This window comes from Bacillus sp. FSL K6-1005, from assembly GCF_038000225.1.
In the GTDB taxonomy this organism is placed as follows: Bacteria; Bacillota; Bacilli; order Bacillales; family Bacillaceae; genus Bacillus; species Bacillus mojavensis.
In genome coordinates, this window is record NZ_JBBOBP010000001.1 from 311,115 (window position 1) to 323,283 (window position 12,169).

General features: G+C 46.0%; 13 protein-coding genes and 1 riboswitch. Of the genes, 12 read left to right on the forward strand and 1 reads right to left on the reverse strand.

Annotation, left to right across the window (positions count from 1 at the left end; translation table 11 throughout):
* Positions 1–25 precede the first annotated feature (25 nt).
* On the forward strand, positions 26–904 hold the full coding sequence (locus tag NST16_RS01490) for an SMP-30/gluconolactonase/LRE family protein (protein WP_268471563.1): 879 nt from the start codon (positions 26–28) through the stop codon (positions 902–904).
* Between the two features lie 35 nt (positions 905–939).
* On the opposite strand, the gene NST16_RS01495 is transcribed toward NST16_RS01490, so the two are convergent.
* The gene (locus NST16_RS01495; protein WP_340883652.1) at positions 940–1,731 is read right to left on the reverse strand and encodes an SDR family NAD(P)-dependent oxidoreductase; all 792 of its coding nucleotides are present in this window, start codon (positions 1,729–1,731) and stop codon (positions 940–942) included.
* 153 nt (positions 1,732–1,884) lie between these two features.
* A riboswitch (cobalamin riboswitch) is annotated at positions 1,885–2,023 on the forward strand.
* A 102-nt stretch (positions 2,024–2,125) separates the two neighbouring features.
* Between NST16_RS01495 and NST16_RS01500 the strand changes: the two genes are divergently transcribed.
* The 11 genes from NST16_RS01500 to liaR all read left to right on the forward strand — a co-directional run bounded on the left by NST16_RS01500 (position 2,126) and on the right by liaR (position 12,166).
* Positions 2,126–3,079, forward strand: a complete 954-nt coding sequence (locus NST16_RS01500; protein WP_340883654.1) for an ABC transporter substrate-binding protein — start codon at positions 2,126–2,128, stop codon at positions 3,077–3,079.
* Positions 3,042–4,103, forward strand: coding sequence for a FecCD family ABC transporter permease (locus tag NST16_RS01505; RefSeq protein WP_340883656.1), 1,062 nt, complete (start codon positions 3,042–3,044; stop codon positions 4,101–4,103). The genes NST16_RS01500 and NST16_RS01505 overlap by 38 nt, the downstream gene beginning before the upstream one ends.
* Positions 4,103–5,443 carry an ABC transporter ATP-binding protein gene (locus NST16_RS01510; RefSeq protein WP_340888246.1) on the forward strand — a complete coding sequence of 447 codons (1,341 nt, stop codon included), beginning with the start codon at positions 4,103–4,105 and terminating at the stop codon, positions 5,441–5,443. The genes NST16_RS01505 and NST16_RS01510 overlap by 1 nt, the downstream gene beginning before the upstream one ends.
* Positions 5,444–5,465: 22 nt before the next feature.
* Complete coding sequence (locus NST16_RS01515; RefSeq protein WP_340888248.1) at positions 5,466–6,059, forward strand: cob(I)yrinic acid a,c-diamide adenosyltransferase; 594 nt, start codon at positions 5,466–5,468, stop codon at positions 6,057–6,059.
* Positions 6,060–6,221: 162 nt separating this feature from the next.
* On the forward strand, positions 6,222–7,490 hold the full coding sequence (locus tag NST16_RS01520; RefSeq protein ID WP_010331840.1) for an MFS transporter: 1,269 nt from the start codon (positions 6,222–6,224) through the stop codon (positions 7,488–7,490).
* Between the two features lie 161 nt (positions 7,491–7,651).
* Positions 7,652–8,032, forward strand: coding sequence for a cell envelope stress-induced membrane anchor protein LiaI (liaI, locus tag NST16_RS01525; RefSeq protein ID WP_010331839.1), 381 nt, complete (start codon positions 7,652–7,654; stop codon positions 8,030–8,032).
* Positions 8,033–8,058: 26 nt separating this feature from the next.
* Positions 8,059–8,739, forward strand: coding sequence for a stress responsive protein LiaH (gene liaH / locus NST16_RS01530; RefSeq protein ID WP_010331838.1), 681 nt, complete (start codon positions 8,059–8,061; stop codon positions 8,737–8,739).
* Positions 8,740–8,838: 99 nt separating this feature from the next.
* Positions 8,839–9,711 (forward strand): LiaG family protein, encoded by an 873-nt coding sequence (gene liaG / locus NST16_RS01535; RefSeq protein ID WP_340883657.1) that lies wholly within the window; start codon positions 8,839–8,841, stop codon positions 9,709–9,711.
* 34 nt (positions 9,712–9,745) lie between these two features.
* The gene (gene liaF / locus NST16_RS01540) at positions 9,746–10,474 is read left to right on the forward strand and encodes a LiaRS two-component regulatory system accessory protein LiaF (protein WP_326196751.1); all 729 of its coding nucleotides are present in this window, start codon (positions 9,746–9,748) and stop codon (positions 10,472–10,474) included.
* Entirely contained in the window at positions 10,471–11,553 is a 1,083-nt protein-coding gene (gene liaS, locus NST16_RS01545; RefSeq protein ID WP_168748716.1) for a two-component system sensor histidine kinase LiaS, read from the forward strand. The genes liaF and liaS overlap by 4 nt, the downstream gene beginning before the upstream one ends.
* Positions 11,531–12,166 (forward strand): two-component system response regulator LiaR, encoded by a 636-nt coding sequence (gene liaR / locus NST16_RS01550; RefSeq protein ID WP_168748715.1) that lies wholly within the window; start codon positions 11,531–11,533, stop codon positions 12,164–12,166. Before liaS ends, liaR begins: the two co-directional genes overlap by 23 nt.
* Positions 12,167–12,169 lie beyond the last annotated feature (3 nt).

A 12,169-nucleotide genomic window follows, 5' to 3' on the forward strand; every position in this document is an offset into this window, starting at 1 on the left:
GAATGAAGCTAAAGAGGTGTTACACATGGATGCAGTATTAGAAGCAGACACTAGGGCAGTAATCGGTGAAGGCCCGTTATGGGATGAAGAAAACGGCCGACTATACTGGGTTGATATTTTAGGAAGTGAGCTCCATATTTTTGATCCTAAAGAAAAAATCAATCGTTCGGTCAAATTTACATCCTTTGTGACGGCGCTTGCGAAATATTCAAAGGATGAGCTGATCATGACGATGAAAGACGGTTTTTACCTGTATCATCTTCATGATGACAGTCTTGAAAAAATCAAACAGCCGAAGGATATGCATGAGAGCCTTCGGTTTAACGATGCCAAATGTGATCCGTACGGAAGGCTTTGGGCAGGGACGACGAGCATGGAAGGCGAACAAAAACAAGCCTCGCTTTATCGTTTGGACGCAGATGGGAGCCTTGTCAAAATGAAAGATCAAGTCTCAACCTCAAACGGTTTGGATTGGGATCGCGAACGCAACCTGATGTACTACATTGACACGCCGACGCAGGAGATTGTGTGCTATCAATACGATCCCGAAAGCGGAAACGTCTCAAACCCAGAAACCGTCTATCGTTTTGAAAAATCGGATGGGCTGCCGGATGGCATGACAATTGATCAAAACGGCATGCTGTGGGTAGCGCTGTTTGGTGGAAGCCGTGTGGTTCACATTGATCCTTTTCAGAGAAAAGAAATTGATTCAATAAGTGTTCCGGCCAAATATGTCACGTGCTGTGCGTTCGGCGGCCAAGACATGAAAACCCTTTACATTACAACAGCTACTGAACAAATGACCGAAACAGAAAGATATGAACAGCCTCATGCGGGCGGATTGTTTTCAGCCAGACTTGAAACGGGCGGATATCAGCCGGTTCCATTCGCTGGGGAGTTATAAAAAAAACGCATCCGAAAACGGATGCGTTTTTGCATTTAAAGTGAACGGATAATTCCGCCTTCCACACGCTGTGCCGTGCCATTAATGGCAGATGCGGCATCAGATGCGAGGAATACAATTGTGTTGGCGACTTCTTCAGCTGTTGCGTATCTTTGAATGAGTGAAGTCGGCTCATTCACTTTAAAATAGTCTTGCACAAATGTATCTGTATCCTGGCCGGCTGCCTTTGCGGCGCCCTCCATATAGGACGCAACGCCTTCTGTCCAAGTAGGTCCCGGAAGCACTGAATTAACCGTAACGTTTGTGCCCTTCGTCATTTCAGCCATTCCTCTGGACAGGCTGATCAGCGCTGTTTTGGTCATTGAATAAGGAATCATAGTCGGAAGCGGTTTAACGCCTGCTTCACTTGCAATATTCAAAATGCGGCCGCTGTTTTTGGCAAGCATCTTTGGAAGGAAGTGACGGCTTGTCCGAACAGCGCTCATCACGTTTACTTCAAAATATTGATTCCATTCTTCATCCGTTACCTCGGCGAAATCCTTCACTTCAAAGAAACCGAGGTTGTTGACAAGAACATCTATATCTCCGATCTGCTTCACTTTTTCCAGAAAAGCTGCTGCTTCATCCGGTTTTGATAAGTCGGCGGCTGCTCCATGCACCGTTCCATAGGAAGAAAGCTCCTCAACCGTGCGATCGACTGTCTCTTGTGTTCGGCCATTGACTACAACGGCTGCACCTTCTTGCAAAAAGCTTTTCGCCGCGGCTTTCCCGATGCCGGAAGTTGAGCCTGTGATTAAGATGAGCTTGTCTTTTAGCTGTAAGTCCATAAAAATCATTCCTTTTTTATTGATCATGCTACTTAGTATACAAGATAAAATTTAGTGTTTACGAGAATTTTGCTTCCATACATGCGCGGCGGAAAAGTCATTCATACTGCATATACAAGCCTGTCAGCCATATAGTATAATAACTCCGAAAAAGGATACGAAAGTCAAACAGGTGCCGGTACGTGAAAATAGCCGGCTTAATAGGGAAACCGGTAAAAGCCGGTGCGGTCCCGCCACTGTAATTGGCCTTTGCGCCAAGAGCCAGGATACCTGCCTGTTTGATAAGCACGAAGTCTGCGAGGACAGATGATGTGTAAACAATAGGCTTTTTTGTTGTTTACAGCATCTTTACCATCGTAGAGATGCTTTTTTAGTTCATTTAGGAGGAAAGGGTATGAAAAAATTAGCCGGAATATGGACGGCGCTTCTGCTGACCGCCATTATGATTTCAGGCTGCGGCAATGCGGCAGATGAGAAGGATTCCGTTGCGAAGCAAAAGACAGCCGCGTCTGAAGCGTTCCCTGTCACAATTGATGATGCGTCAAACGAAGACGTTACCATCAAAAAGGAGCCGGAAAAAATTGTTTCATTAATGCCGAGCAACACGGAAATTATATATGCTCTCGGACTCGGTGACAAAGTGGTCGGCGTCACCAAAAACGATACATATCCAAAGGAAGTCAAACAGGTTGAGAAGGTTGGGGATATGAATGTAAACGTTGAGAAAGTCATTTCTCTTAAACCTGATCTCGTTCTCGCCCATGAATCTTCCATGTCAGCCTCAGCTGATGCCATTAAGCAGCTGAGAGACGCTGGCATTCCTGTGCTGACTGTCAATGATGCACAATCTTTCGCAGAGGTATACAAATCAATCGAAATGATCGGTGAAGCTGCCGGGGTCGAGAAAAAAGCGGGCCAACTGGTCAACAGCATGAAATCAGACCTGCAGGAGATTAAAGAAAAAGCGAAATCCATTTCAAAAGACGAGGAAAAAAGCGTCTTTATTGAGGTTTCGCCTGATCCGGACCTTTACACAACCGGAAAAGACACGTTTATGAATGAAATGCTGAATGTCATCCATGCTAAAAACGCTGCAGCGGATCAAAAAGGCTGGGTGGAAATGACAGACGAGGCCATCGTTAAGCTGAATCCAGACACCATTGTCACAACGGACGGTGTAAAAGCGGATGCGGTGGAAAAGCGTGATGGCTGGAGCGGAATCAATGCTGTGAAACATCATCGCGTTTATGATGTTGATCCGGATCTCGTCACACGTTCAGGTCCGCGTCTGATCGAAGGGGTCGAAGAACTTGCGGAAAGCATTTACCCGGATACGTTTAAAGAATAATCGTTTTGCTGCTTATAGCATCAGTATCTTATTTTTAGCCGCTAGTATCATATTGGGGATTTCTTGCGGCAGTCTGCAAATTCCGATACCCGCCATCTTCCATATCTTTTGGCATGAAGGCTTTGGCGGCTCTGCCGGCTCCTATGATCCAATGTATACAAATATTATGTTGAATATCAGACTGCCGAGAGTTGTGCTGGCCGCCCTTGTGGGGGCGGCTCTTTCTATCGCTGGGGCTGCTTTTCAGGGGCTGTTGAAAAATCCGCTTGCTGATCCCTACACGCTCGGTGTTTCATCCGGTGCTTCAGTGGGGGCGGTTGTGACCCTATTCTTTAGCCTGCAGCTTCCTGTCATCGGAGGCTTTACACTGCCGGTTGTGAGTGTAACCGCGGCACTTGTCACGATGGCGGCGGTCCTTTTCTTCAGCCGCCTCGTTCATGCATCAATGTCTGTTTCCACCCTCATTTTGACCGGTGTCATCATCAATTCATTTTTGGGCGCATTTATTTCTCTTGTCATTGCTCTGACAGGAGATAATTTACTGCCTATTGTGCATTGGCTGCTTGGCAGCGTCTCGATGAGAGGCTGGAGCTACGTTGCACTGTTTCTCCCGTTTTTTCTTTTAGGAATCATGCTGCTGATCATAAACGGAAGGGAACTCAACGTGATGACCTATGGAGAGGAGAAAGCAAGGCTTCTCGGGGTCAGCGTCCAGCATAGAAAAATGATGATTTTAATTGCAGGGTCACTGCTGACGGGCGGCGCTGTGGCTGTATCCGGCACCATTGGCTTTGTCGGACTTGTGATTCCGCATATCACAAGATTGCTGTGGGGAACGGATCATCGGCATTTATTGCCGCTGTCTGCCTTGCTTGGCGCGGGATTTCTCGTCTTGGCCGATCTGCTATCGAGAACAATGATTCAACCGATTGAATTGCCGATTGGCATTATTACAGCCTTAGCGGGAGCTCCTGTTTTCGCTCTGATTTTAATTCGGCAGCATCGCGGGGGGAGAAGCTTATGATTAAGGCAGAAGGGCTGTCGGGAGGTTACGGAGACAGCCGGCTGATTAAAAATATCAGTTTAACAGTGAAGAAGGGAGAATTTCTTGGCATTCTCGGACCGAATGGGAGTGGAAAAACAACACTGCTTCACTTGCTGACAGGAACACTTCCGCCAATAGAAGGCTCCGTTTGTCTGGCTGGCAAACCACTCACTGAATATAAGCCGAAGGAACTGGCGCAAATGATGGCAGTTCTGCCGCAAAAAACAGATCAAGCCTTTAGCTTTACTGTCAAAGAAACCGTATCCTTCGGCAGATATCCATTTCAAAAAGGGCTGTTCAGCCAGCAGACTGAAGAGGATGAAGCCATCATTGAGAATGCGATGAAACAAACAGGGGTACTTGCCTTCGCTGACAAATCGATTCGTGATCTAAGCGGGGGTGAACAGCAGCGGGTTTATTTGGCTCAAGCACTGGCGCAGCAGCCGCGCATTTTATTTTTAGACGAACCGACTAATTTTCTGGATTTGGCCTATCAAAAAGAACTGCTCGATCTTATCAAGCGCCTGACGAGAGAAAATGGGCTGGCTGCTGTCAGTGTTTTTCACGATCTGAATACCGCTAGCCTGTACTGTGATGAAATCGTCTTTATAAAAAACGGAACAGCCGGGCCTAAGCAAAAACCGGAAACCGCCATCACAGAAGAGCACATAAAGGCGTTGTATAACACGAAAGTCAGCGCTTTACTCCATCATCAATTGCCTAAACCGCTTATTGCGATTCAGCCTGAAGAGGCCGCCCCAAAGCTGCCGGCGATTCCATTTGAAGCTTTGCTGCAAGTGCGGCGCGACGAGATCCTTTTGCAAACGGAAATCCCGCTCCGGACGCTGTCTTCGGCTCCTATCGGTTCAGGCTTTTCTTGGAACCGGACGTTTCTCCATAAACGGCTGCCTGCCCATTCAGATCAAAAAGAAGGGCTTACAGCCTATTTATCTGAAAACGGCTTTTATCCGCAGGAAACCTGTGCGATGGCCTCCTCCGGCAGACTTGACCGGCTTGTGTGCCGTACGTTTGAAGACGAAGAGCTGTCCGTTTGTATTTGTGTCATGTCTGGCTTTTCGATATGGATTTTGATCAACGGCTTTGCGACAGACCAATTCTTCGTCAGGGCTGTCATGGGAGCGGAAGCCGAGCGCATGAAAGTGCTGGGCGGTGAACAAAATGAACCTGGAGAAATCCTCGTTGCAGCGACACAAACTAAAGAGACATCTTCAGAAGAAAACATAGAAAAACGGCTGAAACAATTGATTCGGTTTGGGACAGCTGAATGTGTGCGAGAGGCTGCGGGCCTGCTTGAATAAGTCTGTAAAGGAGACAGATATGATGAAACTATATACAAAAACAGGCGATAACGGGCAAACGAGCTTAATCGGAGGCAGAACAGATAAGGACAGCCTCCGAGTAGAAAGCTACGGCACGATTGATGAGCTGAACAGTTTTGTCGGGCTGGCCTTGGCTGAGCTCTCCGGAAAGCGTGGCTTTGAGGATCTAACGGCCGAGCTGCTCAACATCCAGCACGAGCTCTTTGACTGCGGGGGCGATCTGGCAATCATCACAGAAAAAAGAGACTATAAGTTGAAGGAAGAATCCGTCTCCTTTTTAGAAATGCGAATCGATGCCTATACAGAAGAGGCACCTGAACTAAAGAGATTTATTCTTCCGGGCGGATCAAAGGCCGCTTCGCTTCTCCATGTGGCGCGCACCATTACAAGGCGGGCGGAACGTCAAGTGGTGGCGCTGATGAAAACGGAAGAGATCCATGAAATGGTGCTCCGTTATCTCAATCGATTGTCCGACTATTTCTTTGCCGCAGCACGGGTTGTCAATGTGAGAAGCGGTATTGACGACGTGGAGTATGAAAGAAGCGCTATTGTGTTTCGCGATCGAAACAGCAGCGGATTAAAAAAACATGAATGAAAGCTGGCATTTTCAATACATGCCGGCTTTTTATTTTTTCATTTTGTCAATTTCCCTTTTTACGACAAAAAATGAACCTTATGAATTATTGACTGAAAAATGGAAAAATGAGATATTGTAACAAATTGATGTAAAAAATAGGCAGTGGGGGGGCTCTGATTGATGGTGAGATTCATTGAAAGTGATAGCGTCTGGAAGAGAAATTTCAACTTCCTTTTCTTCTCAAGAATAGTCAAGATTTCCGGCGATATGTTCGCATTTAATTCGATATTATGGTTTTTAATTTTTGACGGTGAAGGTGCGATCGGAACTGCTTTATTGATTGCTGTCACCTTTTTGCCGGAAGCTGTTTTAGCACCTGTGACGGGTCCTTTCATGAAACAGAATACATTGAAATTCTGGATGTACTTTTCAGACCTGACAAGAGCCGCGGTTGTTTTAATCATTCCGCTCTGCCATTTCGGCGGATTCTCTCCGCTGTGGTTTGTTATGACTCTTATGATTGTGCATTCAGCTACTGGCGCTGCCTATAATCCTGCTTCAATTGCTTTAATCCCGCAAATTGTAGATGAAAAAGGCATTCAAAAAGCAAATGCTGTGCTGCAGTCGTCCGCCCAAATTGTCCGGCTTGGAGCTGTGACACTATGCGGCGCTCTCCTTACGTTTATCAGTCCTTCTTATACAATGCTTATGGCTCTCGTACTTTATCTTATTTCTGGTTTTCTTGTTCTCTTTATCAAATACACTGCTGTTGAAACAAAATCGGAATCAGCGGCCGTTGCACAGAGAGGTACATATTTTGGCAGACTGAAACGCGGTTTTGTCCTAGTCAGAAAACATCAAATCTTATATCCGCTTGCTATCTATTGTATCTTTATGAATTTCGCGGCAGCCCCTTGGGAAGCGCTCTCCGCTGTATATGTTGCGGAGGATTTAAACGGACAGCCGATTGTGTATTCGCTATTAAAAGCCACCACCGCAATAGGCGCGTTTTTATTGGGATTTGTACTGACAAAAGTAAAAGTAAACAAGTACGGACTGCTTTTCGTAACCGCCGGCATCATTGAAGGATTCGCTTTCTTTATTACCGGAATGAATACCTTTTTGCCGCTCGTCTTTTTCGCCGCTTTTACATTTGGCGCTGCAGTCAGTGCGATCAATGTTCCCGAGTATACAATTATACAGACATCTGTCGATAGTGAGGACCAGCCGCAAGTTTATGCCGTCATACATATGATCTCAAATATTTCAATTCCGGCCGGCGCTGTCATTTGCGGATATGCCGCAACCGCTTTTGGTTCAGGAAATGTGATCGCTGCCGGGGGAGTTGTGGAAATTATCGCGGGGATTGGAATTCTTCTGTTTACAAAGCTGGCCAAAGCAGAACAATCCGATTTGGTAAAAGAAAGGGAAGCAAGTGTTCATATGTAAAGGTTTTTGAAGATGCCATGCCTCGTGCATGGCTTTTTTTATGCCGCTGGGTCCGGTGCTGTCTACGACTCTGGTCTTATCCAAAAATCAATCTCTGATTCGTTTTGCTCATCTTGTGTTTTGTATAAGATGAAGACAAGGAAAACGAAAGGAGGATCTGCATGAAGATCAACAAGAAAACGATAGGCGGATTCTTATTAATTGTATTTGGAATCTCCGTCTTTTTTGGGGGCGGCAGCTTCGGCTTTATCATTCCGCTTGCGATCGGAGGATTGCTGACATACGCGGGAATTAAAAGATTCGCAGCAGGCAAAACCATCACAGGTATCATCTTGGGCGGAATCGGGGCGATGATGCTCATTTGCTCACTTCCGTTTCTCGTCGGCATTGCACTCGCGGCTGCTATGGTGTATTACGGCTGGAAACTGATGAAAAACGGATCCGCGGAAAGCGATATGTCAAGCTTTGACCCTGAACCAGCTTCTGCCGGCTACCAGTCTCATTTTGATGACGAATGGGAAAATTTCTTAAAGAAAAAATAACACATGATATGAGGAGGAATAACGGTATGGTATTAAAAAGAATGAGAGATATGTTTGTTGCGTCAGTTCATGAAGGCTTGGATAAACTGGAGAATCCTAAGGTGATGTTGAATCAGTACGTTCGTGATATGGAAAGCGATATTGCAAAAGCAAAACAAACGATCGTCAAACAGCATACGATCGCCTATCAATTTAAGAAAAAATATGAAGAAGCAAATGAAGTGGCTGGAAAGCGTAAGAATCAAGCTCAGCTCGCTTTTGATGCCGGTGAAGAAGAGCTTGCAAAAAAAGCGCTGACAGAAATGAAGTATTTAGAGGGAAAGGCAGCAGAGCACAAAGCTTCCTATGAACAGGCAAGCAGCCAGCTGGCTGAGCTGAAAGAACAGCTTGCCACACTTGAAACAAGGCTACAGGACGTAAAGGATAAAAAACAGGCGCTGATTGCCCGGGCAAACGCTGCAAAAGCAAAAGAGCATATGAACGCGACATTCGACAAAATTGACAGTGAAAGCGCGTATCGGGAATTTCTCCGGATAGAAAACCGAATTGAGGAATTGGAAATCCGTGCCGATTATTCGAAGTCAGCGGAAGCCGGCACAGAAACGAGCCAAAGTGAATTTGCAGACGAAGTAGAAGCTGAAATCGAAAAGATGCGGGAACTCTCTTTGAAAAAATCAGATCAAACCTCACATGCAGCAAATGAATAAACAGGACAGGGAAGGGTTTTCGTCAAGTCCTTCCCTTCCGCACGTATTCATTCACAGGCTTTTCCTTTATAATAGAATAAATGAGAAGGATGAAAACAAATGAAAAAAATGCTGGGCAAACTGCTGATCATTGCCGGTATTCTTATTTTTTCTGCGGTTGTTATCAAAGACGTGTTTGCTGAAGGTCTTTCATTCATAAACGGCACTGAAGCTGATTCAGCCAGTGCTTCACCGCATGAGTTCGATAGCGTAATCATTGAATCGGATCACAAGAATGTGAAGATCATAGCGGAAGAGCGTAATGACATATCAGCAACCATCTCAGGTGACTCGGGGAAATTGTTTGTGGCTGAAAAGAGAAGAAAGCTGGAGCTGACGGCAAAGGAAAAAGAATTTCAATTTTTGAATGGATTTCATCGATCTGCCCTTGTCGTCCGCATTCCATACACGTACAAAGGCGGTTTGGCTGTGAGAACCTCAAGCGGCGACGTGTCTGTAGACGGTAATAAACATCTCACGCTTTCTAAGCTGAACGCAGCATCTGCAAGCGGGAATATGACCGTAACGGGTATCCGCCTACAGGAGCTGGAGGTGAAGGGCTCTTCAGGAGATGTGTCGATATCAAATACAGACGCTAAAACAGCCAGCATCCGCTTAACTTCAGGCGACGCAAACTTGGATGGTGTTTCAGGCTCACTTGATATACGGATGACATCAGGAAACGTTGACGCGGATTTAAAAAAGGCAGCGGGCTCTTCAGCTGTCACATTGACGAGCGGTGATGTGAATCTGGAGCTTCCCGAAAACGGCAGTTTCAAAGTCAATGCTGCTTCAGAGAGCGGAAGCGTCAGTTCGGCGTACCCATTTGCTGATACAACACATAAAGATCATCATCAAATCACAGGCTTACAAGGAAGCGGACAGCATCTAGTCGATATTAAAACAGGCAGCGGGGATGTAGCGATACGGTAGCATCTGGCAGAAGAAAGGAGGCGGAACAACCAGAATGACAAAAAAACAGCTTCTTGGACTTATCATTGCTTTATTTGGCATCAGCATGTTTTTGCAAATTATCGGAGTAGGCGATCTGCTGTTTTGGCCGCTCTTTTTTCTGATTGCCGGTTATTTTTTGAAAAAATACTCTCGTGACTGGCTTGGGTCCGTCATGTACATCTTTGCCGCTTTCTTATTTTTGAAAAATCTGTTCAGCATCACCTTTAACTTATTTGGCTACGCTTTTGCCGCATTTTTAATTTACGCCGGCTACCGGCTTGTGAAAGGAAAGCCTATTTTTGAACCGAATGAGAAACCTACCGATTTAACGAAAAAAGAAAAACAGTCCGAGCCCCCAAAAGATGTGAAACATCCTGACATGCGAAGCTTTTTTATCGGCGAACTTCTGATGATGAAGCAGCCGTTTGATCTGAATGATTTAACTGTATCGGGTTTTATCGGCGATGTGAAAATCGACTTGTCAAAAGCGATGATTCCGGAGGGAGAGAGCACCATTGTCATCAGCGGAGTGATCGGAAACGTTGATATTTATGTTCCATCAGATCTTGAAGTGGCTGTCAGCTCGTCCGTTTTTATCGGCGACATTAATCTGATTGGCTCGAAGAAAAGCGGATTAAGCACGAAGGTATACGCCGCGTCTTCTGATTTCAGCGAGTCCAAACGCCGGGTGAAAGTATCCGTCTCCCTATTTATCGGTGATGTGGATGTGAAATACGTATGAGAAAAAAACTGCTTGCCAGTCTCCAATGGCGTGCCATTCGCATGACAACGGGAATCAGTCTGCTTCTATTTGTCTGCTTGATTTCTTTTATGATGGTTTACTATCGGCTCGATCCATTTGTGTTGCTGTCGTCAAGCTGGTTCGGGATTCCGTTTATCCTGATTTTGGTGCTGATCAGCCTTACGATCGGTTTTGCGTCAGGGTACATGTACGGCAACCGGCTGAAAACAAGGGTCGATACATTAATTGAATCGATTTTAACATTTGAAAATGGCAACTTCGCTTATCGTATACCGCCGCTCGGTGACGATGAAATCGGGCTTGCAGCCGATCAGCTGAATGAAATGGCGAAGCGGGTTGAACTTCAAGTAGCTTCCCTGCAAAAGCTTTCAAATGAACGGGCTGAATGGCAGGTGCAAATGAAAAAATCAGTCATCACAGAAGAACGCCAGCGATTGGCCAGAGATCTGCACGATGCTGTCAGCCAGCAGCTCTTTGCGATATCGATGATGACCTCCGCTGTATTAGAACACGTAAAAGATACGGATGATAAAACGGTGAAACGGATCAAGATGGTAGAGCATATGGCGGGAGAAGCCCAAAATGAAATGAGGGCGCTGCTGCTCCATTTAAGACCTGTGACGCTCGAAGGGAAGGGGCTGAAGGAGGGGCTTACGGAGCTTTTGGACGAGTTTCGGAAAAAACAGCCGCTTGATATCGAATGGGACATACAGGATACGCCGATTTCCAAAGGCGTAGAGGATCATTTATTCAGGATCGTACAAGAGGCTCTTTCCAATGTATTCAGGCACTCAAAAGCCTCAAAAGTATCCGTGATTCTCGGCGCAAAAAACAATCAGCTGCGGCTGAAGGTCATTGATAACGGAAAAGGATTCAAGATGGAGCAGGTAAAAGCGTCATCCTACGGCTTGAATTCGATGAAAGAACGTGCAAGCGAAATCGGCGGAGTCGCCGAGGTGATTTCGGTTGAAGGAAAAGGCACACAAATTGAAGTAAAGGTCCCGATTTTCCCGGAAGAAAAAGGAGAGAACGAACGTGATTCGAGTATTGTTGATTGATGATCATGAAATGGTCAGAATGGGACTCGCCGCTTTTTTGGAGGCGCAGCCCGATATAGATGTCATCGGCGAAGCGTCTGATGGCAGCGAGGGTGTACAGCTTGCTGTTGAATTACAGCCTGATGTGATCTTAATGGATCTTGTCATGGAAGGCATGGACGGCATTGAAGCGACAAAGCAAATTTGCCAGAAGCTTTCCGATCCGAAAATTATTGTGCTCACAAGCTTCATTGATGATGATAAAGTGTATCCTGTTATTGAAGCGGGAGCGCTCAGCTACTTACTAAAAACATCAAAAGCGGCCGAAATCGCTGATGCGATCCGTGCCGCAAGCAAGGGAGAGCCGAAGCTAGAATCAAAAGTGGCGGGGAAAGTATTATCCCGGCTGCGCCACTCAGGTGAAAACGCGCTCCCGCATGAATCCCTCACGAAACGGGAGCTTGAGATTCTCTGTCTGATTGCAGAAGGAAAAACAAATAAAGAGATAGGTGAGGAGCTGTTTATCACGATCAAAACAGTCAAAACCCACATCACCAATATTTTATCAAAGCTGGATGTCAGCGACCGGACACAAGCAGCCGTCTACGCACACCGCAATCACCTCGTGAAATAGGCG

Excerpts from the sequence above, each read along its gene's own strand:
- NST16_RS01490 (WP_268471563.1), top strand. The coding sequence starts at position 26 with ATGGATGCAGTATTAGAAGCAGACACTAGGGCAGTAATCGGTGAAGGC.
- NST16_RS01495 (WP_340883652.1), bottom strand. The coding sequence starts at position 1,731 with ATGGACTTACAGCTAAAAGACAAGCTCATCTTAATCACAGGCTCAACT.
- NST16_RS01500 (WP_340883654.1), top strand. The coding sequence starts at position 2,126 with ATGAAAAAATTAGCCGGAATATGGACGGCGCTTCTGCTGACCGCCATT.
- NST16_RS01515 (WP_340888248.1), top strand. The coding sequence starts at position 5,466 with ATGAAACTATATACAAAAACAGGCGATAACGGGCAAACGAGCTTAATC.
- NST16_RS01520 (WP_010331840.1), top strand. The coding sequence starts at position 6,222 with ATGGTGAGATTCATTGAAAGTGATAGCGTCTGGAAGAGAAATTTCAAC.
- liaI (WP_010331839.1), top strand. The coding sequence starts at position 7,652 with ATGAAGATCAACAAGAAAACGATAGGCGGATTCTTATTAATTGTATTT.
- liaH (WP_010331838.1), top strand. The coding sequence starts at position 8,059 with ATGGTATTAAAAAGAATGAGAGATATGTTTGTTGCGTCAGTTCATGAA.
- liaG (WP_340883657.1), top strand. The coding sequence starts at position 8,839 with ATGAAAAAAATGCTGGGCAAACTGCTGATCATTGCCGGTATTCTTATT.
- liaF (WP_326196751.1), top strand. The coding sequence starts at position 9,746 with ATGACAAAAAAACAGCTTCTTGGACTTATCATTGCTTTATTTGGCATC.
- liaS (WP_168748716.1), top strand. The coding sequence starts at position 10,471 with ATGAGAAAAAAACTGCTTGCCAGTCTCCAATGGCGTGCCATTCGCATG.